Source organism: Salegentibacter maritimus (assembly GCF_016236915.1).
Taxonomy (GTDB): domain Bacteria; phylum Bacteroidota; class Bacteroidia; order Flavobacteriales; family Flavobacteriaceae; genus Salegentibacter; species Salegentibacter maritimus.
The window spans coordinates 109,084-136,012 of record NZ_JAEHOK010000001.1 but is presented as its reverse complement, the minus strand read 5'-3'; the positions used below and the strand labels follow the sequence as shown (position 1 = coordinate 136,012).

Here is a 26,929-nt window from a genome sequence, read left to right as displayed (position 1 = left end):
CCCGGATATTTAACCGGGCAGGATTTTTTAGTTTTAGAAAAGGAAGAATTTATCCTTTTTGAAGTTCTGCCGCAACGGCATCAACTTCATTCATAACCCTAAGTAAGTTTTCTCCCCAAAGTTTGGCTATTTCTTCTTCGGTATATCCACGTTTTACCAATTCCATAGTTATATTTAAAGTTTCTGAAGCATCTTCCCAGCCGTCAATACCACCACCACCATCAAAATCTGAGCTTATTCCTACGTGCTCAATGCCTATTAAATCTACCATATAATCTATATGATCAACAAAATCTGACACTCCTACAGGTGCTATTTCGGGTTTTAATAACTCCATTGCCTCAGCAGCAGCCAGCTTTACTTTTTCTTCTTTTGCGTAATAAGCGTCTTTTTCGTTAGAACTTAAATTACTTATAGCCTCTCTGTCTAAAGCTTTAAAATTTTCTTTTTTCGCTTCCTCTTCAAAAGTTTTAGCACGTGCCGCATTAAAAGCTTTATTTTTCTCAATATCCACATAATTTTTAAAGGCAACAGTTTGTACCACGCCACCGTGTTCTTTAAATAACAATAAAAGCTCGTCGTCTAAATTACGACTGTGGTTACATAATTTACGGGCAGAGGAGTGGGAAGCGATAAGCGGTGCTTTAGAAAGTTTAAACATTTGCTTAATTGCTTCCTTTGAAGGGTGAGATACATCTACCATCATTCCCAGGCGATTCATTTCTGCAATTACTTCTTCCCCTAATTTACTAAGTCCGTTATGCAGCCATTCATCGTTCGCCTCTCCGGTATTAGAATCGCTTAGCTGGCTGTGGCCCTGGTGCGAAAGCGACATATACCTGGCACCTAAATCGTAAAACTTTTCTACATTTTCAATATTATTACCTATGGGGTAGCCATTTTCAACACCAATCATAGCTACTTTCTTGCCTTCAGCAACCAAATCACGTACTTCTTGTGCGTTAGTTGCCAGGCCTATTTGTTCTGGTGCAAAATCGTTGACCAATTTATGGATGGCGTCGAACTTGCCCATAGCGTTTTCATGGGCACTTTTAAAACCTTGTTCTGAGAGCTCATCCTGGCCGGTATACACTATAAACCATGCCACGTCTAGACCACCGGCGTCCATTTTAGGAAGTGTTACCTGGCTTCCTAAATTCATGGTGTAATTTTTTTCTTCAGTAAAGTTATTAATATTGATATCGGCATGCGTATCTATGGTAATTACGTTTTCGTGAATTTCTTTTGCTTTTTTTAATAATGCTTTTTCATTATCTTGTTGAGCAACTGCAAGGTTAGCCGAAAATATTAGTGCAAGGCTAAAAAGATTTAGTTTCATAAATTATTTTTCAGTTTTGTGAGGCCTTGAAATTACTAATAAAAATTAAGGTATTAAATCCAGGTGCCAGGTTTAGAAAAAAAATAGCTTAAAGAATATTTATATGAGTAAAGAATAATGTAAAAGATATTTGTTTTTCGTGTACATTTGGTGGTATTATCATCTAATTAATGAATAAATATATTATTGTTAATAAACCTGAAGATTGGAAATTAACGCTAGATAATATAACTATTATTTCAGCTCAGACTTATCTTACCCATCCAGATTTTGCTAAACTTAAAAACGCAAGGATTTTTAATTTATGTAAGGACTATTCCTACCAATCTAAGGGCTATTATGTATCACTTTTGGCTGAGGCCAGAGGCCATTTGGCGACTCCAACCGTAAAAAATATTGTAGACCTGCGGGCACCGAAGCTGGTAAAAATTGTTTCCGAAGAATTTGATGATTTAATTCAAATTAGCTTAAAAGGTATCAAATCGCAGGAGTTTACCCTAAGTATATATTTTGGGCAAAACCTCGCACGAAAATATAAAGATTTAAGCGCGATGTTTCATAAACATTTTCAAATTCCTTTTCTAAGGGTGAGATTTAATTTTACCACCAAATGGAATATTAAAAGTATTAAGGCAATTTCTGAGGCTGAAATTCCGCCGGAGCATATAGAAAGTATGCATCAATTTGCAGCTCAGTATTTTGCAAAAAAAAGGTATGATACACCTAAGAAGACCACATCGGAGTTTGACCTGGCTATCCTGGTACAAAAGGATGATATTGCACCACCAAGTAATGCTAAAGCCATTAAAAAATTTATAGAAGTAGCCGAGAAACTCAATTTTTATGTAGAAATTATTTCTCCAAAAGACCTTTCAAGATTATCGGCTTTTGATGCCTTGTTTATTCGGCAAAGTACCGAAGTAAATAATGAGGCATACGCATTTGCCAGAAAAGCCCAGCAAGAAGGCATTGCGATCATAGATTATCCAGATGCTATTCTTAAATGCTGTAACAAGGTATATATGGCTGAAGCTTTAAATAATGCGAATATACCAACGCCAAAAACCATTATAATTCATAAAGAAAATATAGATAAGGTTTTGGAAGTAACGGGGCTTCCGGTAGTATTAAAATCACCCGATTCTACCTTTTCATTTGGGGTTAAAAAAGCAAATACTGTTGTAGAGTTTCAGGAATTGGTAACAGCGATGCTAAAGAAGTCAGAGTTGATTATTGCCCAGGAATTTAGTCCTTCAGAATACGATTGGCGAATAGGCATTTTAGATAATAAAGCTTTTTATGCCTGTCGTTATTATATGGCGAAAGGACATTGGCAAATTTATAATTGGGAAGCAAAGCAAAAAAATGATATGGATGGAAATGCAGATTGCCTGCCTATTGAAAAAGTTCCAAAAAAAATTATAAATGTTGCTTTAAGGTCGGCCAAATTAATGGGAAAAGGGCTTTATGGCATAGATATTAAGGAGGTAGGCGGCAAACCGCTGGTTATTGAAATTAATGATAATCCTAACATAGATTTTGGAGTAGAAGATATTTATTATGGTGAACAAATTTATATAGAGATTTTATCGGCTTTAAAAAACCGGCTTTTAAAGAAATAAATATGAGGTATCATCTTTTTGAAGTTTTTGGAATTGAGCTGGAATACATGCTTATTAATGCTTCTAATTTTAAAGTGAACCCAATTGTAGATCAACTTTTTATTCAAAAAAATGGGGAAATCACTTCCGATATAGCAAATGGAAAAATTGAATGGAGCAACGAGTTGGTAGCCCACGTAGTGGAGTTAAAAACCAACGGTCCCACAACAGATTTAGAAAATTTAGACCTTCTTTTTGCTGAAAACATAAAGGAAGTTAACCTACTATTAAAAGAAAATAATACCCGTTTGTTACCAACGGCTGCCCATCCTTTAATGAATCCAAAAGCAGAAACCCAGCTTTGGAAACACCATCATAATCGAATTTATGCGCTTTATAACCGAATTTTTGATTGTAGTGGCCACGGCTGGAGTAATGTGCAAAGTATGCATATTAACCTTCCTTTTTTTAACGATACTGAATTTGAAAAACTCCATGCGGCCGTTCGTTTGCTTTTACCTATTATTCCGGCTTTGAGTGCCAGTTCGCCCATTTTTGAAGGGCATGATACGGGTTTTAAAGATGCCCGCATGCAGGTATATAAAACCAACCAAAAAGAGATTCCTCTAATGACGGGAAAAGTTATTCCCGAGCAGGTTTTTTCTAAAGAAGCCTATTCTAAAATTATATTTGAACCCATTAATAGCGCGATTAAACCTTATGATACTGAAAATATTTTAGATCATCATTTTTTGAATTCTCGTGGTGCTATTGCCCGCTTTGATAGGAATGCGATAGAGATTAGGGTTATAGATATTCAGGAATGTCCTAAAGCCGATATGGCCATAGCCATTTTGATTATTGAATCTTTAAAGCTATTGGTAAATGGCGATTTAATCTCATTAGAAGACCAAAAGAAATGGCATGAAGACGAGCTTTTTAAAATTTTCGATTCGGTTATTAAAGATGCCGAAAATACCAAAATAGAAAATCTGGCCTTTCTTAAAGTATTTGGCCTTAATAGTAAAGTTGAAGTTTTAGAAATATGGAAAATCCTATTTTCAAAAATAGAAAGTAAGCTTTCAGGTAAATATCGGAGAAATATTCAATTTTTATTGAATAACGGAAGTCTTTCCAGCCGTATTTTAAAGGCCCTGCAAGGAAATTTTTCGACTGAAAACATAAAAAAGGTTTATCTTAAATTAGCCGATTGCCTGGAGGAGAATAATTTTTTTAAGCCGTGAAACTAGTATTAACCTGTGAGCATGCATACAATAACATTCCCAGAAAATATCAGGGGTTATTTCTTAAGGCAGAAAAGATTTTAAACTCTCATCGTGGATATGATCCCGGTGCGTTAGAACTATTTAAAACATTGGAAGAACTGGCTTATTTTAGCCAGGTTCAGGAAACGGGGAGGCTTTTGGTAGAAGTAAATAGGTCTATAAAACATCCTCAATTATTTTCAGAATTCACTAAGAAATTACCTCGCCGGGAGAAGTTAGAAGTTTTAGATACATATTATTTTCCTTATCGAAATTCAGTAGAAACACAAATTTCACGTTTAATAGAAAAAGGGGAGAAGGTGCTACATCTTTCTGTTCACACTTTTACTCCATATTTAAATGAAGAGATAAGAAATACGAGTATTGGCTTGCTTTATGATTCATCAAGAAAGATGGAAAAGCACTTCTGTAAAAATTTCAAACAATACTTAAATGAACAAAATCCTCATTTAAAAATCAGGTTTAATTATCCGTATTTAGGAAAAGCCGATGGTTTTACCACCTATTTACGAAAGAAGTTTCCCGAAGATTATATGGGAATTGAATTGGAAGTGAACCAAAGCTTTATAATTAATAACCAAATGAACCCAGCTATTAAAAAGCAAATATTTTTTGCTTTAAAAGAAGCATTTATTAATTATAAATAAGTAAGAGATTGTCTAAAAATTTATTCCGTCAAGCTGAACTTGTTTCAGCTTCTAATATAATTTGGTAATCATTAGCTTAGTTTCTGAAATAAATTCAGAATAACGAAGTGTACACATTTTAGACAACCTCCTATAGTCTATTTACCTTATTTTAAGGTTTTTTCTAAAATTTATTGGCAGCGCCAAAGGCTTTAATATCCCGAGGCTTGCCTCGAAATTAAAGAAATGTTTCTAACGAATGCCTCGTAGGTTTACCCAGAGGTAGTTTACTGGGTCAACTCAAATTCTAAGGTAATTTCGGTATCCAGCAATTTAGAAATTGGGCAATTCTCTTTTGCGTCATTTGCAATATTTGCAAATTTTTCTCTTTCAATATCTTTTACCTTTGCTTTAAGGATAAGATGTGATTTTGTAACGGTGCCATCTTCAAAAGTAACCTCAGCTTTGGTTTCTAGCGTATCGGGTTCAAAACCTTCTTCTGTTAAATTTGCCGAAAGCTGCATGGTAAAGCACCCGGAATGTGCCGCGCCAATAAGCTCTTCAGGATTGGTGCCTTTGCCGTTTTCAAATCGGGTTTTAAAGGAATACTGTGTATTATTTAAAATACCACTTTCAGTACTAATTATACCGTGTCCTTCTTTTAAATTTCCTTTCCAGATTGCGGTTCCATTTCTTTTCATAATAACATTTTTTGATTTACACCTAAGATAAAAATCATTCCTGCCAGTCTCAAACTATTATAAAAACATTAACCTGTATACTTAAAAGTTTAAAAAACAAAAAGCCCGAAACCTGGAGGCTTCGGGCTTAAAAAAATAGGTTATAAAAACTTATTTGATCTCTACTACTTCCAGATCAAATACCAGGTCTTTACCTGCAAGTGGGTGATTTCCATCTACCACAATACTGTCTTCTTTTACGTCTCTAACCACAAGATTCATTTCCTGACCATCAGGGCTTTTAGAAACAAGTCCCATACCTACTTCAGGCTTAATTTCTTCGGGCAGCTGACTTTTTTGAACTTCTTGTATAAGTTCTTCTTTTGGCTCTCCGTAAGCTTCTTCTTTTGGTATATTTATAGTTTTCTTTTCGTTCACTTTCATATCGATAAGGCCTTTCTCAAAACCGGGAATTAACTGTCCCTGTCCCATAGTAAACTCTATAGGCTCACCTCTTTCTACAGAGCTGTCAAAAACCTGCCCATCAGTTAGTTTACCGGTGTAATGTACCTTTACCGTATCATTTGCTTTTACTTGACTCATAATGTTGTTTTTCAAAATTATCATGGACATGCGAATGCAGCCCTTTAAAGTTGGCAAAGGTACAGTTATTAGATCCGCTACCAAACTATAGGACTTATAATCCCAAAATCTTAAAAAAATATTAACATTTTGGTTTTGCTATTTTTGAATTCTTAGGTCTTCAGAGACAAGGTATTAATATTAAAATTGGATTTTTCATAATAAGTAAATACATTTATTAACTTAACTTTTATAAAATTTTAGATTAAGTAGAACCTATTATAATTAAAAATTTCCATTAAATATGAAGAAAAAAGAATCCCCAAAACCCAATTCCAGAAGGAGTTTTATAAAAACCACAGCCTTAGCTACAGCTGGAATTAGTATTATCCCCAGACACGTAATGGGTGGTCCCGGCTTTACAGCTCCTAGTGATAAATTAGTAGTTGCAGGAATTGGTGTGGGTGGAAAAGGAGAGAGTGATATTTATAGTTTTTACAAATCTGGAAAGGCCGAAATTGGCTTTCTATGTGATGTAGATAAGAGTAGGGCTGCAAAATCTATAGCAAGGTTCCCCAAAGCAAATTTTTATACCGATTTTCGTGAAATGTTAGACAAAGAAGCAAAGCATATAGATGCGGTTTCAATTTCTACCCCAGACCATGGCCATGCCGTGCAGGCTATGGCTGCTATGGAACTAGGAAAACCTGTATATGTGCAAAAACCTTTAACCCATGATATTTATGAGGCCAGGCAATTAACCGAAGCAGCTCAAAAATATAAAGTGGTAACACAAATGGGAAATCAGGGGGCTTCTGGTGACGGTGTTAGAAAAGTTCAGGAATGGATAGATGCCGGTCTTATTGGAAATGTAAAGACAGTTTATGTTTGGACAGATCGCCCGGTTTGGCCCCAGGGAATTCCCTGGCCAAAAGATAAAAATACCAAAGTTGCCAAAGATTTGGATTGGGATTTGTGGTTAAACACCGCACCTTATAAGAAGTATAGAGAAGGCTTGGTGCCATTTAACTGGCGCGGTTGGTGGGATTATGGTACCGGAGCTTTAGGCGATATGGGCTGTCATTTAATTGAAGTCCCTTATAGGGTTTTGGGCCTTGGACATCCAAAAGATGTTCAGTGTAGTGTTGGAAGCGTATATGTAGATGAATTTAAAAGAGGTTATTTCCCCGAAAGTTGCCCACCATCCAGCCATGCGATCATGACTTTTCCAAAAACGGAAAAAACAACTGAAGACGTGACCATTCATTGGATGGACGGCGGAATTAAACCTAAAAGACCGGAAGAGCTTGGACCAAATGAAACTTTTGGAGACGGTGGAAATGGCGTTTTATTTATTGGGGATAAAGGTAAGCTTATGTGCGGTACTTATGGTAGAAACCCTCGCTTGTTACCTACTTCAAAAACCGATGAAGTAAACGTGGCAGAAACATACAAACGAGTACCTGGAGGAGAGGAAGGACATTACGCACAATGGGTAGAAGGAGCTATTGCCGGTTATGGAAAAATGGAATTGAGTTCTCCATTTGAAATTGCAGGGCCTTTAACCGAAACCTTGCTTATTGCTAATTTGGCTATTAGAGGCTACGATGTTAGAAATGAGAAAAAACGTGCCAACGGAGACAGTTATTTTGAATATCCTGGAAGGGATATAAAAATGCTATGGGATTCAGAAAATATGAGGGTAACGAATTTTGATGAAGCAAACCAGTTTGTACGTAGAGATTACCGCGATGGTTGGAAATTAAGTTAGAATTTTAATTTAAAAATTATAAGTTATGAAAGTTGGAGTATTTATATGCATGCTTATATTTTACTTCAGCTTTTTGGCTTGTAAAATGAATAGTGAAAATTCGAAAGAAACAACTATAGTTTGGGATACATTAGAGGTTACCGCTTCAGCATATAATTCTTTGAGCTGGCAAACAGGGGCGGGCGGTGCCAACATAACCGCATGGGGTGATACCCTAAGGCCCGGTTTAAAAGCCATTGCAGTTTCCAGGGATTTAATTAAAAAAGGCTTGGACCACAACACTAAGGTTAAAATTGAAGGTTTTGACAGTATCTTTCTTGTGAAAGATAAAATGCATTATCGCTGGAAAAATAAAATAGATATTTATATGGGGGAAGATGTAAAAAAAGCCAGGAATTTTGGTCGGAAGAAATTAAAAATCTATTATGAGGTTTTACTCGACTCAATTTCAAATAATACAAAAACAGAAAAAGATAATTTTAAATGATTAAAAAGTACTTTTTTCTATTTAGTCTCTTAATTTCAAGTTTAAGTTTTAATGCCCAGCAACCGGCAGATAGCCTGGAACTTTCTAAAAAAATACTTATTGGAATAACACCAACTCCGCCATTTGTAATGCAAGAGAATGGACAATATGCCGGTTTAAGTATAGATTCCTGGGAATTGATAAATGAAGAGATGGGGATGGATTATGAGTTTAAAGAATATAGTTCGCTGGCAGAACTATTGAACGGCATAGAAAACAAAGAAGTAGATTTTAGTATTAACCCGGTAACGGTTACCGATAGCCGTATGAAACGAATGGACTTCTCCCAGCCTTATTTTATTTCCCATACAGGGGTGGCTAAAAGAAGTGAGTCTCAAATATTCAATTACCTGGCAAATTTATTTAGTTGGAATTTTATATCTGCAATCCTAATTCTACTTGCCGTGATCTTTGTTTTTGGCTTTTTGGTATGGATTTTTGAGAGAAAGAAGAACGCCGAAGAATTTGGAACAGGTACAAAGGGAATACTTCAGGGGTTTTGGTGGAGTGCAGTAACAATGACTACCGTTGGCTATGGCGATAAATCTCCCAGAACCACCGGCGGACGTGTAATTGCGCTAATATGGATGTTTATGGCTATAATAATAATTTCAAGTTTAACTGCAGGAATTGCTTCATCTTTAACAGTACAAACCATGAATGATGAAATAAATTCGGTACAGGACCTTTCAAAATTTAATATAACCAGCGTAGAAAGCAGTAGTGCACAAGAGTTGCTAAGTCTTTATAATATAGACCATTCTAAGGTAGCCAATGAAAAACAAGGTATTAAGCGTTTAGAAAATGAAGAAACAAAACTGTTTGTATATGATGAGCCTATTTTGAGATATGAAATTAAAAGAAGCGGCCTGGAAGATGAAATAGAAATTTTACCTAAAACGCTAAAAAAAGATTATTATGCTTATAGTTTTCCAAAAGATTCAGAGCTGGTAGATGAGATTAATCCAGTGCTTATTAGTGTACTAAAAACTATGGAATGGAATAGTATTATGAGCAAATACGAGTAATTACCCTAATCCCAAATACCCGAGAATTATCCAAAGTATTATAAAGGCTACTATAATTCCAAAACACCCGCAACCACCGCCCAACTTTTTGGCGCCCCAACCGGCTAAAATAGCTCTTATAATATTTTTCATAATTATATTATTGAAATAACTAAATTAATTCAAAAGTCTTCTTGAAATTAAATATTGATAAATATTTAGCGGTATTTTAGCTAAAACCTTAAATTTCTGGTTCTGAAATTAAAAATTAACAGGATGAACACACAACTTAAATTGTTTTTAATAACCCTTTTTCTGAGTAGTGGCATTTATGCGCAAAGTACTGAGGCCAGTTTAATTAAAAAACTGGAAGGTTTTAGTCATCCGGAATCAGTGGTTTTTGATGTTAATACAAATGAATTTTATATTTCAAATATGGCCGATAGAAAAGATGGAGATGGTTTTATTTCCAGAGTTTCGGCTGTAGGAGAAATTATAGACCTAAAATGGATAACCGGATTGAGAGACCCGAAAGGTTTATTGGTAAAGGAAGATACACTTTATGTTACCAATAATACCGAACTTGTTGAAATTAGTATTCCTAATGAAAGCATTCTTAGAAGAATTCCCGTTGAAGGTGCCAAATCACTAAATGATATAACTGTAGATGAAACGGGAAATATCTTTATTTCTGATTCAGGTAAAAGTGCTATTTATTTAATGCCCGGTAAAGCTTTAGATTTAGTGATTCCGGAGGCGAAAGAAGGAGAAATCATTGAGTATTTAAATAGCAAAAGGCTGGAGTATGTTAACGGGCTTTTTGCACAGGATAAGTATCTTTATGCGGCCGCGTGGGGAGAGAACGAAAATGGTAATTTTTTAAAAATAGATATAGATACCCGTGAGATAACAAAGATTTCTAAAAATGGAATAGGAAATCTAGACGGTATACAACCGGTAGGGCAAGAAGCCTTTTACCTATCTGATTGGGCAAGTGGGAAAATATACCTGGCAGGAAAAAACGGTGACCTAACCGAAGTCCTAACTTCAGAAAAAAGTGCCGGAGATATCTTTTTCGATACCAATGAAAATCAGCTTATTTTACCTATGAACCATCAAAATGCTGTATGGTGGTATCAACTTAAATAAGTTTAGATAGTTTTTTAATAGGAGAGACGTGCTACTTCTTTATTTCATTAATCAATAAAAAAGCTTGATTTACATATTCCTTTTCCAGGAATAGCGCAAAATAATTTGAAGTTGAAATCATTTCAAAAATCGGTATTCCTTCATAAGCTAAAAGCTTAAAGAGATAAAAGTAGAGGCCTACAAACTGTGAACTATTTTTAGGGAGGGCAATGGTTATAGACGATAACTCTTCCTTTACCGAAACACGTCTTTCACTCCTAAAACAGTCTTCAACCAGGTTTGTAAGGCTGGACGATACCAAAATATTACTTTCCTGGTAGTTACTTGAATAATTAAGGTATACCCCACTTTGATCCTTAACCGCATCCAGAAGTTTTGCTTTATTGGCAATAATGCTGTTAGAATTTAAAAAGGTATATTCTGTAATACCAGATCTAACCACAATATCTCCCAATTCCCTTAAGTGTTGCATATTAACTTTGGTTCGGTGGGGTGCGTAACGCCTTAATGCCATAATAATAGAACCTTGCTTTACAGGTTTACGCATTTCCTTCTCTACCTGCGGCTGAATGTCTTCAGCAAGTCCACTAAAGTTTATAATGTCTCTTGCAATGGCATCGTCAAGAAAGGGCTGATGCCTAATAATATCGTGAACACAGGTGGTTATTGTTTTCATTGTTAAATATTAAACATTTTGTGCAAATGTATATAAATTGATAGATATATTTTGCCACAGCAGGCTTAAATTCTATTTATGCACGAAGTTATTTTAGCATGATCTAAAATAATTTTAAAAACACTTAAAGATGAAGGTATTAAAATTTGGGGGAACGTCTGTAGGCTCTGTTGAGAGTATAAAAAATGTAAAAAATATTCTGGCGGGTCGCGAAGGGAAGAAGCTACTTGTTCTTTCGGCAATGTCTGGTGTAACTAATAAGTTGGTAGAGATAACCGACCTTATTAAAGTTAAAGATCATTCAGCTATAGCAACGATTATTTCTGAATTAAAAAATAAGCATGAAGAAACGATTGACGCGCTTATAAACGATGCGACTTTAAATGCAGATGCCGGGAGTTTTGTAAACGATGTTTTAACTACCTTAAAGAGCCTAACTCTAAATGAGTATTCAGAAGGTGTTTACGCAGAAGTAGTCACTACAGGTGAAACAATGCTCACCTATATTTTTTCTACTTTTCTTACTCAGCAAGGAATACAGAATAACTTTTTGAATGCCAAAGACTTTATGCACGTTTCAAATCTGGAAAACCCGGATACTGAGTTGGTTGGGGAACTTTTTCAAAAAAGCATATCACAGTTGGAACCTACTGAGGTTTATATTACTCAGGGCTTTGTAAGAATAGATTCAAATAATAGTATTAATACTTTAAAAAGAGGTGGTAGCGATTATAGTGCAACTATTTTGGCAGCAGCTGTAAAGGCTGATGAAGTTCAAATTTGGACAGATATTGACGGGTTTCATAATAACGACCCAAGATATGTAGAGAATACGCATGCCATAGCCGAATTAAGTTTTGAAGAGGCCTCAGAGCTAGCTTATTTTGGAGCTAAGATTTTGCATCCTCAAACTATTTCGCCGGTTATAAAAAGGCAAATCCCGTTATTCTTAAAAAATACATTTACACCCGACCTTCCTGGAACGAGAATTTCAGACGAAATACATTCTCGCGGACTTAAGGCTATTTCGGCGAAAGACGGGATTACCGCCATTAAAATTAAATCTAACAGGATGTTAATGGCGCATGGTTTTCTTAAAAAGATCTTTGAGGTTTTTGATAAATATGAGACTGCAATAGATATGATTACCACTTCTGAAATTGCAATTTCATTAACCATAGATTCTGATAGAAATTTAGATCAAATTCTGGAAGAGTTGAATGATTATGGAGAAATTACCGTAGAAAAAGAACATAGTATTATTTGTATTGTGGGAGAAGGCCTTATTGAAGATAAAAGTACCAGCCGTTTGTTTGAACTATTAAATGATATTCCTGTTCGAATGATTTCTTATGGGGGTAGTAATAATAATATTTCTTTATTGGTAGCTTCTAAACATAAAATACAAACCCTACAGGGGTTAAATCAAAAGTTATTTGAACATCAAGAAACGCCTCAATTTGTTTGATTTCTGTTGATGAACAGGAAACTGTTCCTTTTGTGTAATAAAAACCGCCGGGAGGCTAATTATGGCCGGCGGTTTTTTTATTCTTCTCCTTTTCTTCTATAAATTTAGCCATAAAATAAGTACTTCTATGTTTGTGGTATTGCAACATTTTACCCACAAAATTTCTTTTTCTATTAACATCTTTATCTTGAATAAGCCCTGCTAACTTTGTAGCAAATTTTTGTTGATGTTTTTCTTTTTTAAATCGTGAGTTAATTATGGCATGGCCATTTTGTACCGCTTCTACCCAAAGTTTTTCATCTTTATACAAACGCACGGCTTCTGCGGCAAAAAGTTCAGGTTTATTGACAATAAATCCATTCCAGCTTAAAGCTCCGTTAATTCCTTCAGCTCCCATTGTAGTTGTAACCGAAGGAGTACTACATTGCATCGCCATAACCAGCTTCCCTTTTAACCCGGCGCCAAATCTTATGGGGGCCAGGCATACTTTTGCCTGTTGCATAACAGCTTCAGCAGTTTCTGCGCGTCCTTTTACAATAAATCCTTCTTTTTCATTATGAAGGTTCCATACTTTTTGCGATGGATAAGCCCCGTAAACAATAAGTTTTGCATCCGGTAATTCCTTACGTATTAATGGCCATATTTCTTCCTTTAGATATAGCACCGCATTCCAATTTGGTTCGTGCAGGAAATTACCGATACTTATAAAATTGTTACGCTCTTGATAGTTTGGCAAATTCAGTGCTTCTTCCTCCGAAATAGAATTCAGCATAAAAGGAAGGTAATAAAGTAGGCGAGGGTTTATTTCAAATTTATTTTGCAACAATTCCATTTCAGCTTCAGAAATGATAAGGCTAAGATCGCACCTGTAGATACTGGCGATTTCCCTTTTGGTAATGTCGGCATCAAAATAAATATTCTCGGCAGGTATATTTTTTTTGAAAGCTTCTATTCTGGATTTTCTTAGAAAATGAAGATCTTCTGTATCGAGTATTTTTATGGCTTCAGGGCAGTTTTCATCTACGCGCCATCCAAATTGTTCTTCGGTCATAAACCTATCAAAGAGCACAAAATTAGGCTGAATTTGCCTTAATAATTCGTCAAAAGAAGAATGGTTCATTCTAATCACTTCAGAAGCGATATTCATGTTTTCCAGATCTATGGCAAACTCGCTACGGGCCGCTGTGCTTACAAAAGTGATCTCATATTTTTCGCCAAGAAAAAATTGCAGTAATTGTAACATTCGGCTACCGGCGGCAGAAGAATTAGGTTCGGGCCAAACACAGCCAATAATAAGTAGACGGTTTTTAGGTAAGCTCATAGAAATATTTAGAAATTAATCCAGGTTTGAACTTAGGTATACAAACATTTAAATCTGGAAATATCAAATAGATTCGAGATAAAGTTTTTTCAAAAATACCTGAAATTAGACCGGATTCCTAATTAAAAACTGGTAGAAAGCAGTAGGGAAGCGGTTACCCAAAGCACTAAAGATACCAGGCCACCAATAATAAAAAAATGCCTAAACCTATAAATACCCATACCGTAAATTATGGTATTGGTTTGGTAGCCAACCGGGGTAAAAAAACTAAAATTAGAAGCAAAAAGCACCGATAAGATAAAGGGTTTGGGATCCATTTGTAGACTGGCTGCAATACTTATAGCAATGGGGGTTATAATAATTGCTGTAGCATTATTGGAGATAAACCCGCTTAATATCATAGTAACAAGAAAGAGAATCCCTATAATTACAGTATCGGTTTGATTCTCAAACACCAGGAGTAATTGATCTGATATCCATTGGTCGGCTCCGGTATTATTCATTGCCACACCTAAAGGAATCATTCCTGCCAACAAGAAAATAATTTGCCAGTTTACCTGGGCATAGATTTTTCCCAGGTCTATACATTTGGTGAAAATCATTAGAAAACAACCTATTATCGCACTTTTTAAAATAGGAAAAATAGAAAATGCCGAAAGTGCAATAACCACTAGTAAAATAGATAGCGAAAGGTATCTCTTGGTTTTTGTGGTTACTTCAATATTTTTGTGTTGCTCGAGTATCGTAATATTTTCAATTTTTCGCAACTCATCTAAAGCACTTTCGGTAACCTCTACCAGTAGACGGTCTCCAACCCTTAATTCAATTTCATCTTTTCCGCGGTTAAAAATTCTTCTTTTAGGATTTCTAAAATTCCTACGTTTTCTAATTGCCAGCGGTACAGCCCCATGTAGGTCGTACCATCCAACGGTTTTAATATTCTTTCCGATAAGTGGGGAATTGGGTAGCATTAAAATTTCTACTACCTGTACGTTTTCTTCTAACTCTTCAGAATCGATAATGGGGTCTGCCAGTTTTCTTTTATCTCCCTCTTTAATAACCGTAAAACCTTCTGAATCCTTTAATTTTAGTAAATTTTCAAGATTACAGCGTAATAGTAGTTGGTCTCCTTCTTTAAGGGTAGTAAATTTCCCGGGCCAATCGTTAATAATGCCGTTGCGTTTTAATCTTAAAACTTCAATATCGTCATTATCATATAAAAAGCTTTCCTGAATACTTTTTCCTATAGAACCGGAATCCTTTTGAATAATTACTTTGGTAATATATTCGTCTAAATTATAATCTTCACTAATCTTATTCTTTCCAGACCTGGGAAGAAATTTAATTAGAAGACTCACCATAATGATTGTAATTATCATGAAGATGACACCATACCAGGTAAATTCAAAAAAGCTAAACCTTTCTATACCGCGTTCTACAGCGACGGCGTTAACAATAAGGTTAGTAGACGTACCCATAAGAGTACAGCTTCCTCCTATAATTCCGGCGAAAGAAATGGGTAAAAGTAGTTTTGAACTGGGAATATTGTATCGTGCAGATAATTCGGTGATAATTTTAATAAATACAATAACCACTGCTGTAGTATTAATAAATGCCGAAATACTACCCGCAATAAGCATAAAAGCCGGTACCATTAGAAAAACCGGTAGGATTCTTAAATTTTTAAGTCCGCCTGCCAGCCAATCTATAACTCCATTAGCTTCCAGGCCTATGGCGATTATCATTAGAGCGAGAACAGTTATGGTTGCAGGACTTGAAAAACCCGAGATAGCTTCTTCCGGGCTAACCAGATTTGTGAGTAGAAGTGTTGCGAGAATAAAGAAGGCAATTTTATCTATGGGAAATACTTCCAGGGCAAACAAAATTATCACTACTACAATAATAAAAAACAATATGGCTATCTCCAGACTCATTATTTAAATTTATAAAATAAAAATACGCTAATAGATAATGCATGCCGGCTTCTACTAAAATATTTATGATTTTATATAGAAAGATAATTTTCACCTCATTTCTATAATTGTTATTTTATACCTTAAAATACACTTATGAGCAGAGGTTTTGTAAAAGAGGACGATCAGGAAGAAGCACCTATTATACCGCCAAGGGCTGCGTTACCTTCCGGACAAACAAATTATGTGACCCCAAATGGTCTAAAAGAACTAAAGGAAGAAGAGGGGAGTCTTATAGCAGATCGAGCCGGGATTAATATTGAAAATGAAACCGAACGAAGAAGGGCAAAAGCGGTGATAGACGGTAAGCTTAATTTACTAAGAGAAAGAATTACCAATGCAAGGCTTTTAGAGTTAACAGATCAACCTAAAGATGAAGTTCGTTTTGGAGCTTGGGTAGTTTTAAAGCAGGACGGACGTAAACAGGAATTCCAAATTGTAGGAGTTGATGAAGCCGATGTTAAAAAACAAAAAATTGCATTTATAGCACCCATTGCCAAAGCGGTTACCGGAAAAAGAGTTGGAGATAAAATAGACTTTTTGCTGGGTAAAGAATCCCGGAAACTGGAAATTCTTAAAATAACCTATAAATAATATGCTGAATTAATCGGTTGTAATAATAAATTCCAGTGTATCTACAATATCACCGTATTTATCTACTTTTATTTCAAATTCTATGGCTTTCCCCGCGGTATAACCAAGTTTTTTCATTTGGTTAGGATCAATTTCAGCGGTATAAGCACCCGGTTTTAATCCCAGGTAGGTAAAATATCCATCAGCTTCGGTTAAAATTTCCTTGACCAACTTTCCGCTTTTATTTAAAATATTCACTATAATTCTGCCCTGCCCATTCATACTATTTCCTTTTTTTAAGTAAACCATGCCGGCAACTTCTCCCAAAACTTCTACTGGTACTTCAATTTCCTGAAATTGATTAGGTATAGTATGTACTTTTATTTTTTCGTTTTTTACTTTCCAGGCAATATTGTCAAGACTGTTAGGATTAATTTCCAATAATAAATCTATATAAGGTTGCAGTTCGGTAATTCGGAGTATTGTTTCATCTTCGTTATATGTTAATTTACCCGAAGTATTCTTTATTTCCATACCGCTTACCAATGGCTCCATAGGATCTCTCTTGCCGTTTGTATTAAAATCGAGGAAAGGCATAATGCTTACAGCGGCCCTGGACATAGCGGTGCGGTTGTTGGCCATAACATAACCTGTATTATCGTCTAAGATTAAACTTCCACGCGCAGATTGCACAAAAGAATTATTTCTATTCCCCAATCTTGAAGTCATAGAGGTTTGCGCAAAGTTAAAAGCATACCTTAAACCGAATTCAAAAATATTGGCGTTTCGTAAGAGATTATGCTCGTAAGCTATATTGATAAAACCCTGTTTAAAAACCGGACGTTCTAATTCTGCAATAATATTATTAAACTGATTTCGGCTAAAATCGTATTGTACCTGCGGTGAGAACAAGAAATTGTGCGGAAGTCGGTAATTTTGCGAAATCGAAGTATAAATAGTTGGTTCTTTTACCCGGTCGTTATATATTCCATAGGTTGTGAGATTAGTGCTAATGCCCATTATTGCTCCAGATAACAACAACTGCGCCGTAGTAAACTGGGTAGTGGGCATAATAATTTGGTTAACACTAAACCTGCTAAACATAGAAAAGTTTTTAGCTCTAATGGGGGCAGAAAAACTTATTTTACGCTCTTCAAGGTAATTAAAGTTAATTGCGGTTTGATCTTCGTGGTATTTAATATAATTAAGATCTACTTGAAGATTTCCCGGGGTTCTATAGCTTAAAAGTCCTTCTCCTTTAACACCGTGCATATATTCTCCCGTAAAGAGAAAATTAGAAGCAAACCTAATAGAAGAATTTACAAATGGCATAACTTCCCCAGAACTTAGGCCACTTAGGTATTCTGCTCCACCTCCTATGGTAATGGCATTGCTTAGTCCGTAATTAAAATTAATTCGGGAAAATCGGTTTAAGTCTTCATTCTCAACAATTCCTGCACTTAGTGTATATTCTAGTTCATTTTTTGGAACAAAATTATAAGGAATATTAATGATACGCTCTTCTACGCGCTCCTGCCCGTAGGGGCCATAAAATTTTAACCTTACCGCAGTGTTACCGTACATTAGGGGCACATTAAAAGTGTAAAACCCCGAAGCATCAGCCTCGGTAAATTCTACAAGAATATTATTTACATAAAGCTCTACAGTCCACCTGGGATTGGTATAATCGTTAAGGGTATAAGTACCAAAAGATCTTCTATTTTGGAAAGGGCTATTGGTTACCTGTATACCACTTACGGGTGCAAATAGAGAAGAGGTAGCACGGGTAAAAATTCTTCCCGCAGTAACTTGTTTAAATAACTTGCTTTCATTATTTACGTAGCGCCACTGGTAGAACTGATTCCTGGAATCAAACGGAACCCTCGTGGAATAATTAAGCATCAGGTTGGTTTCTCCTCCTAAAAACATGGTCCCTAAGCCAAGTGTTAATCGATTGTCATTTTCAAATTCACTTTGTTGCGTTGTGACCACTCCCCAATCTAAAGTTCCTGCTTTAAAAAAAGGATATTTTCTGCCCATGGTGGTGTCTGGTTTAACAATACCCTTTACACGATTCAAATTTTTTCGTAACTTTTTAAGTCGCATTTGCTTTATTACCGGCAGCTCTTTTTCGGTTTTCATAGTGACCGAAAGACTCCTAAAAGAAAATTCTGTATTTAAACCGAAAATTTCGCCAAAGAGATTGGATTTTAAATAAAGGTTTAAAGGCGTTTTAATGTACTGCCCTTCATTAAGCGTAAACTCCCTGTCCTTATAAATTATGTTATTGCGGGACACATTAATACTATAAGACGAATCTGGATGAATAACAAAGCCTTTTATACCATCTTCGGTTTCTTCATTTTTAATCTTTAAATAATCAAAAAGTTCTTTAACCGGAATGTAGGCATCCTGCCCCTTAATAGCAATTGGTATTTCTATAGTACCAAGATTGGGCACAATCATTTCTACGCTTAATTCGTCATACCCGGGGTAATCTTCCTGAGCAATGATTGGTACAGAAATAAAGGCGAATATTATTACAGAAAGCAATTTTTTATAAAATACAACAGAAAAAGAGCAGAAGAGTGTTTGCATTAAGCGAAGCTTTCTTATCTATTGATGAATAAAATTAAGGGTAAATGTGCCAAAGTAGGTTCCGGGTAGGTTTCCGGAATTATCTGACGGAATACGCAAGGTGCCACCTACAAAAACCTCATTAGGTACTTGTGCATTGGGAGCCTGGGTCACAAAGGTTCTATGACCGGTACTAAAACTATTAATTAAGAGTTGAATTTGCAGGCCGGTATCTTGATTTTCCAGGATAAAAGGCCCCATATCTTCAATTTGGATAATGGTACCGGGATTGGCATACACATCAAATAAAGCTGCTGAAACCGGTTGTCCAAAATTAAGCTCAAAAATATCACCATCTACGGTACGTTGGTCGTCGTAGCTTACCGTAACATTTCCTCCTGCACTTCCTGCGGTAAAAGAACCAAAATTGAGGTTTCTGGATGTCCTTACTTCAACCTCTATTGGAATTGGCGGATTTTCCTGGGCCTTAATTTCTAATACTGAAAATATAAGCAGTAAAAACAAAAATGTATGATTATAAAATCTTCTATTTTGCATGGGCTCTACTTATTTTTTTATTACTATTTTTTTTGCGTAAAGAGCTTTACCAACCTGTAGGTTAATAATATACACGCCATTACTGGTAATACCCTCAAAAATTACCTCATTGGTTCCTGAAGCTTCTTTTATTTGTAGAATTTGTCCTGTAATGGTCGTTGCTTTTAAAATGCCTTTTTGATTTTCATCTAAATTAAGGTGAACCAATACAGTTCCATTTTGAACCTTTATATCAAAAGGTTCGTTAAAAGCAATTGCAGGACTTGTAACTTCTTCTTCAGAAAACATTAATTCAAAACGAGAATTATGCGTTCCTTTTTTGATATTGAAATTATATACGGGTTTTTTACTGAGGTTTTGTCCAATACCCTTTAAATGATCTATTAAATAAATATTCAAATTAAGATTTAAACCTTCAATGCGGGCAAGCCCAATAGTCATTTCTCCATTTTCATCGGCTTTAATTCCCAAAGGAATTTTTTTGTAACTTTTAGTTTCAGGGTAAGAAATAGCATTAATAGCCAGTTCTTTCCTGTCCTGACTTATATTGTAGAGGCTTGGTACCCTGGGGTCGGTATTCATCAATTTATGTGCATCCATTTCCTTTTCAAAATTCGAAGTGGCATAAGGCGAAAAATAGACAATCATGGCATCTCTATCCTTAGCACCCTTAAAACCAGCTTCCAGGCGAATTAGGGATTTCTGGCTGTTAATTTGAGACCTATAGAATTGCTGCCCAAAGTTGTTTGTACGCACCCTGTTATCCATCCCGAAGCTTCCAATTACTTTCTCTTGAGTATCAGAATCGCTCACTTTAATAAAAAAGCCCTGCATAGAAGGAATAATGTTAGGAGTGTTAATATTTCCTGTAGAAATATCATTTACATAAGCGGTGTAAGTACCGGTATATTGGTTGGTATCACTAGCAGTAAAAAAGTAAATACCGTTATCAATATTATTTCTTATCCATCCCTGGGGAGCATCCCAATCTATAGGAGAGGGGTAGGGGTTGCCCACTAAATGGAAACCGCGGGTATATTTTCGGTGATTATTTTCTAGCTGGCGTACCGAAACACTACCATTGTTTACCTCACCGGTTAATTCTATAGTTTGAGAGGCTGTATTTTTGCCTAAATTAAGTGCATAGCCTTCTGCAGTATTAAGTGCATTTGTGGTATTTGTATATGCTTCCCATCCGCTTGCATCAAGGTTTAGGTTTTCTACCCTTCGGTTTTCGTTATAACGGTAGAAATTTGGGAAACCAGTTACTGGATCGGTAAAATTCATAAAAGGGCCAAAATCTCCCACCATAGTATTTTTAAAAGGAGTACTAAAATATTTATAACCAAAAGCTTTATCCAAATAACGTTGCATGCTTACTTGCCCAATTACCTCGCCATTTCCGCTAACATCAATAAGGGCTGTTTTGATTTTATTTGAAATTAATGTGAGTTGATTCCCGGTATAAAAATGCCCGTTTTCAACCTTTAGCGTTCCGGTCACTTCAATAATTGCTTCTGAAGTTACTCTGGAAGTATTATTTATTTGTAGGTTTTGAATTCGATTATTTTCAAAAGCATTTACAGGAATAATTTGAGTTGAAGTCCCTTCAAAAGAAATGCTACCGGATTCAGTAGCTAAAATCCCCTTGTTTGTTAAATCTCCGGCAATACGCAACCAGTTATCGGTCACCATAACTGATGCATTGTTTTCTATACTTAAGTTCCTGGCTAAAGCATTAGCGCCCGCAGTTATTTCAGGGTAATTTCCGGAAGTTATATTTTCTGGAATTAATACATCGGTTTCCAGGGTAGGTAGGCTATTACAGCTCCAATTATTGGTATTATTCCAGTTTGAATTTTCAGTACCCGTCCAGGTATTTTTTGTCTTACATAGATCTTCACCTATATTCAAAACTGCGGTATCTGAGATGGAGATACAGCCATTTTCATTGGTTACCAATAATCTATAGCGCGAACCATCTTCCGGCCAATAACCAACTTTAATAAGCTCCAGCAATTTGGTTTTTGTACCTGTATAATGGCTACCATCCTCAATATCGTACCAGTTGCTACTAAAGGTCTGCCACTGAAAAGTTAGATTATTACCGGTAACTCCTGCTTCAATAAGGGCGTTGCTACCAAATTCTACAGTAACATCCTGTGGTTGTTTTGTAATTGGGTCTGGATCTACCTTTAATGTAGCCGGGATTGAATATACTCTACAGTTTTCATTGGAAACCTCTACACGATATAGATTATCATTAAAACTGGCAGGGGCATTTGTGATATCTAAGCGTTCGGAGTTTACATTTTTATAAAAATCATTGTTGGTTAGATTCCTCCAAGAGTTTCCATTGTCTTCACTTACCTGCCATTGGCGTTGATCGTTTGATGTATAGGTTTGAAAAGAAATATTATGACCTTCACAAACAACCTGATTTTTAGGCTGTGTATAAACACCTCCTGGGCTTTCATCTACTTTTAAAATTGCAGAATCAGAAGTTATTACGTTTCCATATTCATCTTTAATAACAACTCTAAAACGTATATTATTTAACCAGGTTCCCTGAGCATTTACAGTTAAATTGGAAGTTTGCGAATTTTGAAAATAAGTATTGTCCTTTATAGCAAAATAATTTTTTGAATCACCACCATCATTTCTTTCCCATTGATAAGATAGGTTTTGTCCAGAGGCATCTACATAAAAGTTTACCGCAGTACCCTGGCAAGTTGTATTACTTTTAGGCTGTGAATTAATTATTATGGGGTTCTTTATTTTTATCAAGGCGGCATTAGAAATAGATATTCTACACTTGTTGCTATTTCCACGAACAATAACCCTATATATTGCGTTTGCATCTTCTAACTGAACATTTGGGATTTCTAGTTGAAATTGATTTTCTCCAGCAAGATCTATCCACTTTCCATCCCTATTTTTAGTTTGCCATTGGTAAGAAGCCACATCTTGAAGTTCTTTATCTGAAGCAGTAAATACTGCATTTTCACCTATAGAAATAAATTGATCGTTTACCTTTAGGTCGTAGCAATTGCTTAGTTCAATGATATCATCCGGAATATCTGGATTGTTTGCAAAATCATCTTCGTTACCATAATCACAAGAACCGCTTTCCTGAGGGGTGCCGGTATAATCTTCTCCTGTATCACAACTTCCAAAGTTTGGCCAGCCATCTACATCTCCATAAATGTAAATATTTCCATTTTCTACATCAAAATTCCCTTTGCCTTCATTTCCTTTTTTGGTAAAGTTGCCATGGATAATTAGGTAGCTTGATATAGATACGTTTACTTTATTTGATGCTGAAAAATCTCCAAAAATAATTACGCGTGAACTAGCCCCCATTTCAAAATAGGAGCCATTATTGTCCATATTTATATTTCCATTGACTATTAAAGTACCATTAATGGTCAACGAACCGCTTCTTTTAATGGTTAAATTATTTATTTCAACAATGGTACCCTGTTCAATTACTACTGAATTTGAGATAATTACATTGTCGCTGGGTTGGGGAAGTTGAGAGGGGCTCCATACTATTTGGTGCCAGTTGCCATCTTCAGTAGAAGTTATATTTTGGGCAAATGAAAAATCAAAAAACAACAAACCTATCACTACAATGGTGATTTTTAATAAGATAGAGGGTTTGGAGTAGTTTTTTTTCATACCCTAAAAAACTATAATTTTATTTCGCTAGTAGCTAAAGTATCTCCCTGATCTTCAGCATAAGAAATTTTTAGTTTTCCGGTGCTTAAATCTATACCCTCAGCGTTTCTTAATTGAAAACTAAAGCTCCTTTTAGTATTTGGGGTATATACCGAAATTCCTTTTACCATACCCACTTCTGTTTCAGTGCCATTGGGCGCAATATAGGTAACACTAAGGTATCCATATACAGACATATTTCCGGTACGGTTTATTACAAGGGAAAGTCTGGGACTTTCTCCTTCGGTATTTAGCGAAAAATCTGTTAATTCAATTTTTGTATTAGAGTCTCCTTCTCTAATAATAATGGGAATACTAATTCCAAATACAGTTTTAATATTAATGGAAATCCCATCACTCTCTTCAGCTTCATCGGCACCAAGGGCCGTTTGTTCTTCCACTGCGCGAAAATACATATGTGAACGATATTCTCCCTGTTCTAAATTTCCGGTTCGGGTAAGTTGAACACGTATTGTTTGGGATTCATTGGGACCAAGAGATACGCGTCTTGGAAAATATCTTAGAAAATCTTCAGCAAAAAGCTGACCTTTTTCAGGTTTTTCAACTTGTTCAAAATCACCGGTTTCGGTCATTTTGTAGTTTACAAACGAAATAGCATACACAGCAGTGTCGCTTCCGGTATTGGCAAGATTTATTTCCTGAGAGCGCTGTGAGCCATCAAAAACCAGGCGTTTGGGCATAATCATAAGATCTCCCTGTGCATAGCTTGCAAATCCTGAAAAAATAAAAATGAAAAAAAGGAGTAGTGGACTAAGTAGTTTTTTTATCATATCCGTGGGGCTGGATTTAATATTAATTCTTTGATTTCAAAGATAATAAATAAGAACTTACACCTTAAAGCAATTTATCAAGTTTAATTGTAAGAAACGGTTACATTAAAGCCTGTTGAATTTGTGTAAAATCCTGAAGTTTGATTAGCCTCAAGGTTTAAAGTAGCACCTATTTTTATAATATCTACAATATTACCTTCCTGTGGTTGCACCGTAAACCTATCTATAACCAGTACTTGGTTTGGGTTTTCCTGATTATACAGCGTAAATTGTTCAGGTAGGGTAATGGCATAATTATTATTACCGTGTGTAACTACGGCCTCTGCGGGGTTTACCGTACCAGGAATAGCATTAGAAATTTGTACTCCGTATGCCACACGCGAACCATCGGGAGATAAAATTACCTGCCCCGGATTGTAGGCACTAATAATATTGCCAAAATCCAGATCTACAGTTTTATCAATTTTAATAGGGTCTATTACCGTTGCCCTACTATTCACGCTGGCAGATGCAGAGTTTTGCGCAGATACGCTAAGTCCGAATAAGCCAATAAATAAAAGAAAAACATAATTTTTCATAAAAGATTTAATAATGCTTATACCATCTAATTAAAACTAAAAAACGCCGCCACAGCGGGCGGCGTTTTATTTATATGTAGAATAAAAATTATTATTCGTAAGCTACAGTTACACTAATAGTTCCTGTATAAGTTCCTTCAGCTTGGGCGGGGTTTACTGTAAGTTCACCACCTACATTTAAAGTTTGTGCAGCACCTGTACCTACCACACCTGTATTTCCTAAACTACTTTCAAAGGTAACAGGCATTGCGTCTCCATTACCAGTTAAACTAATTCCAGGAATAGTTACAGAGTAGTTATATGTCTCAGCAGCTGTAACATCAAAAGATGCAGCTTGCACTGTAGTGCTGGGTGCTAATAAATCATCATTATCAGTAGATCTAACACCAGCAGTAGATATTGTAACATTACCTCCGGCAGCATTACCAATAATACGACCAAAATTTAAGTCAGATCCATCTGTAATTTTAATAGGGCTGATAATTTCTGCGGCAGCGTTAGCAGTTCCAGTTGCTTCATCTGACTGGGCAAATACAGTTCCGGAAATAAGAGCAAGTAGGATAAAAGTAATTTTTTTCATTTTAGTTTTATTTAATTTTGATTTGGGTTCAAATGTTTAACAGTGCAAATATGGGGTTAAACCCTTATAGGAAAGAAACATTTTCGATAATCAAAATAAAAAAATCGTTGAAATGCACGTTTCAATGAATTTTCCTTAAAACTAAAATGAAAAAGATAGATTTAATTGAAGATTCTTTAATTGTAATTTACGGTAACCTGTATATCACCGTTGGTTTTGTAGTCGCCAGGTTTTTGATTTGGGTTTACTATTAAACTTGCCCCAATTTTAATCGTTTTACTTTCTCCTGACAATGAAGATCCGTCATAATTTGTAGTAAAATCTTGTAGGAGCATACTTTCAGAACCATTGGATAGACGATGGCTTCCTTTAGGTAAGCTAATAGCGAAAGCAAATCCGTTTTGCCCGGTAACTTCAAAAGTAGCTGCTGAAACGGTCCCACCTTCAGCAAGTTCAAGGTCCCCATTAGTAATTCTGGTGTTTTCGGGAGTTAGAGTTACTGATCCGCCATTTTTCGCGTCAATATTGGCAAACTGCATATGACTGGTGGTGTTAATTCCAATCGGTTGTATAATTGTTGCCGATGCAGAAAAATTTGCCGATGCAGAAGCCTGGGAAAACAATGGACTTACTGCAAACACAGAAAAAATAAAAGCTATGGTATAGAATCGTAACATCGTTAAGCTGCGTAATTTGATTTTCGTAATTCAAAGATATAAATTAATTCCAAATTACATCGATGAAATACACTAAAAATCGACGAAATACATGTTTTTGTTCTAAAACGTCAGCTTTGCTTTTTGAGAATCACCATTTTTCATTTTAGATTAGAACATTCACGAATGAGCAGAGTGCATATAGCTTAGCATAAAATATTTAGGTTGTGAAAAGAATATAAGTAAATTAGGGGTTTTAAAATTTAATCTAGAAAACTATGAAAAACGTTTACACTACAAGTCTTAATCTTCAAAATACTGATTTCGGACTTTTATTATTTAGGCTATTTATTGGAGGTTTAATGCTTACCCACGGAGTGCCTAAGCTTCTTAAGTTCTTTGGAGAGGGTGAGATTGCTTTTGCAGATCCTATAGGCGTTGGTGAAACTGTTACTTTTACGTTTGCCGTTTTTGCAGAATTTGTGTGTGCAATCCTTATTATTCTTGGATGGGCAACACGTTTTGCTGCAATTCCATTAATTCTAACCATGGCTGTAGCTGCCATTATTGTACACTGGACAGATGGTTTTGGTAGCCAGGAGTTACCTCTATTATATATGGCGGGCTTTCTTTTACTTTTTTTTACCGGTGCCGGTAAATTTTCCCTGGATTATCACCTTTTAAAGAAAGACTAAAACTACTTTTAAACGTCAGTTCGAGTGATTTTGAGTTACGAAAAATCGTATTGAGAACTAAGTGAAAGATTCTTATTCTCGATACAAATTTCACTTGAATTGACGAATTTATCTAAAGGTTTAAGTTCTAAGGATAAATTTCCTAATTCTTATCACAGTTGAAGTACCACATAAGATTCATAAAAAAATCCTCCTA

The 26,929-nt window shown here is 35.6% G+C and carries 24 protein-coding genes; 10 read left to right on the top strand and 14 right to left on the bottom strand.

What is annotated here, in order from left to right; all coding sequences use genetic code 11:
- Positions 1 to 49: 49 nt before the first annotated feature.
- Positions 50 to 1,339, bottom strand: a complete 1,290-nt coding sequence (locus I6U49_RS00605; protein ID WP_198627182.1) for a dipeptidase — start codon at positions 1,337 to 1,339, stop codon at positions 50 to 52.
- A gap of 170 nt (positions 1,340 to 1,509) precedes the next feature.
- Here I6U49_RS00605 and I6U49_RS00600 point away from each other — a divergent pair, with 170 nt between their 5' ends.
- From I6U49_RS00600 to I6U49_RS00590, 3 genes are read left to right on the top strand one after another with little or no spacing between them, the layout of a single operon-like run.
- Entirely contained in the window at positions 1,510 to 2,961 is a 1,452-nt protein-coding gene (locus I6U49_RS00600) for a RimK family protein (protein ID WP_198627181.1), read from the top strand.
- A 2-nt stretch (positions 2,962 to 2,963) separates the two neighbouring features.
- Positions 2,964 to 4,184, top strand: coding sequence for a carboxylate-amine ligase (locus I6U49_RS00595; protein ID WP_198627180.1), 1,221 nt, complete (start codon positions 2,964 to 2,966; stop codon positions 4,182 to 4,184).
- A complete protein-coding gene (locus tag I6U49_RS00590) occupies positions 4,181 to 4,873 on the top strand; it encodes an N-formylglutamate amidohydrolase (protein WP_198627179.1) in 693 nt (230 codons plus the stop codon). Before I6U49_RS00595 ends, I6U49_RS00590 begins: the two co-directional genes overlap by 4 nt.
- Positions 4,874 to 5,139: 266 nt before the next feature.
- On the opposite strand, the gene I6U49_RS00585 is transcribed toward I6U49_RS00590, so the two are convergent.
- Together I6U49_RS00585 and I6U49_RS00580 are read right to left on the bottom strand one after the other, a co-directional pair.
- Positions 5,140 to 5,553 (bottom strand): OsmC family protein, encoded by a 414-nt coding sequence (locus tag I6U49_RS00585; RefSeq protein WP_198627178.1) that lies wholly within the window; start codon positions 5,551 to 5,553, stop codon positions 5,140 to 5,142.
- A 150-nt stretch (positions 5,554 to 5,703) separates the two neighbouring features.
- A complete protein-coding gene (locus I6U49_RS00580; RefSeq protein ID WP_198627177.1) occupies positions 5,704 to 6,135 on the bottom strand; it encodes an FKBP-type peptidyl-prolyl cis-trans isomerase in 432 nt (143 codons plus the stop codon).
- A 283-nt stretch (positions 6,136 to 6,418) separates the two neighbouring features.
- On the opposite strand from I6U49_RS00580, the gene I6U49_RS00575 reads away from it, so the two are divergent.
- The 3 genes from I6U49_RS00575 to I6U49_RS00565 are packed head-to-tail and all read left to right on the top strand — an operon-like array spanning position 6,419 to position 9,439.
- Positions 6,419 to 7,885, top strand: a complete 1,467-nt coding sequence (locus tag I6U49_RS00575) for a Gfo/Idh/MocA family protein (protein WP_193709570.1) — start codon at positions 6,419 to 6,421, stop codon at positions 7,883 to 7,885.
- 25 nt (positions 7,886 to 7,910) lie between these two features.
- Complete coding sequence (locus I6U49_RS00570; protein WP_394370295.1) at positions 7,911 to 8,372, top strand: 3D domain-containing protein; 462 nt, start codon at positions 7,911 to 7,913, stop codon at positions 8,370 to 8,372.
- The gene (locus tag I6U49_RS00565) at positions 8,369 to 9,439 is read left to right on the top strand and encodes a transporter substrate-binding domain-containing protein (RefSeq protein WP_198627176.1); all 1,071 of its coding nucleotides are present in this window, start codon (positions 8,369 to 8,371) and stop codon (positions 9,437 to 9,439) included. Before I6U49_RS00570 ends, I6U49_RS00565 begins: the two co-directional genes overlap by 4 nt.
- Here I6U49_RS00565 and I6U49_RS17060 read toward each other — a convergent pair whose 3' ends face one another.
- The gene (locus tag I6U49_RS17060; RefSeq protein WP_262894723.1) at positions 9,440 to 9,571 is read right to left on the bottom strand and encodes a hypothetical protein; all 132 of its coding nucleotides are present in this window, start codon (positions 9,569 to 9,571) and stop codon (positions 9,440 to 9,442) included.
- A gap of 123 nt (positions 9,572 to 9,694) precedes the next feature.
- On the opposite strand from I6U49_RS17060, the gene I6U49_RS00560 reads away from it, so the two are divergent.
- Positions 9,695 to 10,567 (top strand): SMP-30/gluconolactonase/LRE family protein, encoded by an 873-nt coding sequence (locus I6U49_RS00560; protein WP_198627175.1) that lies wholly within the window; start codon positions 9,695 to 9,697, stop codon positions 10,565 to 10,567.
- 31 nt (positions 10,568 to 10,598) lie between these two features.
- Here I6U49_RS00560 and I6U49_RS00555 read toward each other — a convergent pair whose 3' ends face one another.
- The gene (locus I6U49_RS00555) at positions 10,599 to 11,243 is read right to left on the bottom strand and encodes a hypothetical protein (protein WP_193709566.1); all 645 of its coding nucleotides are present in this window, start codon (positions 11,241 to 11,243) and stop codon (positions 10,599 to 10,601) included.
- Positions 11,244 to 11,373: 130 nt separating this feature from the next.
- On the opposite strand from I6U49_RS00555, the gene I6U49_RS00550 reads away from it, so the two are divergent.
- Positions 11,374 to 12,711, top strand: coding sequence for an aspartate kinase (locus tag I6U49_RS00550; RefSeq protein ID WP_198627174.1), 1,338 nt, complete (start codon positions 11,374 to 11,376; stop codon positions 12,709 to 12,711).
- A gap of 55 nt (positions 12,712 to 12,766) precedes the next feature.
- On the opposite strand, the gene I6U49_RS00545 is transcribed toward I6U49_RS00550, so the two are convergent.
- A complete protein-coding gene (locus I6U49_RS00545; protein ID WP_198627173.1) occupies positions 12,767 to 14,032 on the bottom strand; it encodes a glycosyltransferase in 1,266 nt (421 codons plus the stop codon).
- A gap of 122 nt (positions 14,033 to 14,154) precedes the next feature.
- On the bottom strand, positions 14,155 to 15,966 hold the full coding sequence (locus tag I6U49_RS00540) for an SLC13 family permease (RefSeq protein ID WP_198627172.1): 1,812 nt from the start codon (positions 15,964 to 15,966) through the stop codon (positions 14,155 to 14,157).
- 135 nt (positions 15,967 to 16,101) lie between these two features.
- Here I6U49_RS00540 and I6U49_RS00535 point away from each other — a divergent pair, with 135 nt between their 5' ends.
- Positions 16,102 to 16,599: a GreA/GreB family elongation factor gene (locus I6U49_RS00535; protein WP_198627171.1), complete on the top strand. Its 498-nt coding sequence runs from the start codon at positions 16,102 to 16,104 to the stop codon at positions 16,597 to 16,599.
- 9 nt (positions 16,600 to 16,608) lie between these two features.
- Here I6U49_RS00535 and I6U49_RS00530 read toward each other — a convergent pair whose 3' ends face one another.
- The 7 genes from I6U49_RS00530 to I6U49_RS00500 all read right to left on the bottom strand — a co-directional run bounded on the left by I6U49_RS00530 (position 16,609) and on the right by I6U49_RS00500 (position 26,059).
- Positions 16,609 to 19,176, bottom strand: coding sequence for a hypothetical protein (locus tag I6U49_RS00530; protein WP_198627170.1), 2,568 nt, complete (start codon positions 19,174 to 19,176; stop codon positions 16,609 to 16,611).
- Positions 19,177 to 19,194: 18 nt separating this feature from the next.
- Positions 19,195 to 19,713, bottom strand: a complete 519-nt coding sequence (locus I6U49_RS00525; protein WP_193709560.1) for a DUF4402 domain-containing protein — start codon at positions 19,711 to 19,713, stop codon at positions 19,195 to 19,197.
- A 9-nt stretch (positions 19,714 to 19,722) separates the two neighbouring features.
- Positions 19,723 to 23,394 carry a T9SS type A sorting domain-containing protein gene (locus I6U49_RS00520; protein ID WP_198627169.1) on the bottom strand — a complete coding sequence of 1,224 codons (3,672 nt, stop codon included), beginning with the start codon at positions 23,392 to 23,394 and terminating at the stop codon, positions 19,723 to 19,725.
- Between the two features lie 11 nt (positions 23,395 to 23,405).
- Positions 23,406 to 24,224, bottom strand: coding sequence for a fimbrial biogenesis chaperone (locus I6U49_RS00515; RefSeq protein WP_198627168.1), 819 nt, complete (start codon positions 24,222 to 24,224; stop codon positions 23,406 to 23,408).
- An 83-nt stretch (positions 24,225 to 24,307) separates the two neighbouring features.
- The gene (locus I6U49_RS00510; RefSeq protein ID WP_198627167.1) at positions 24,308 to 24,802 is read right to left on the bottom strand and encodes a DUF4402 domain-containing protein; all 495 of its coding nucleotides are present in this window, start codon (positions 24,800 to 24,802) and stop codon (positions 24,308 to 24,310) included.
- A gap of 91 nt (positions 24,803 to 24,893) precedes the next feature.
- Positions 24,894 to 25,382, bottom strand: a complete 489-nt coding sequence (locus tag I6U49_RS00505) for a DUF4402 domain-containing protein (protein WP_198627166.1) — start codon at positions 25,380 to 25,382, stop codon at positions 24,894 to 24,896.
- Positions 25,383 to 25,558: 176 nt separating this feature from the next.
- Entirely contained in the window at positions 25,559 to 26,059 is a 501-nt protein-coding gene (locus tag I6U49_RS00500) for a DUF4402 domain-containing protein (protein ID WP_193709555.1), read from the bottom strand.
- 257 nt (positions 26,060 to 26,316) lie between these two features.
- Between I6U49_RS00500 and I6U49_RS00495 the strand changes: the two genes are divergently transcribed.
- Complete coding sequence (locus tag I6U49_RS00495) at positions 26,317 to 26,733, top strand: DoxX family protein (RefSeq protein WP_193709554.1); 417 nt, start codon at positions 26,317 to 26,319, stop codon at positions 26,731 to 26,733.
- Positions 26,734 to 26,929: the final 196 nt, after the last annotated feature.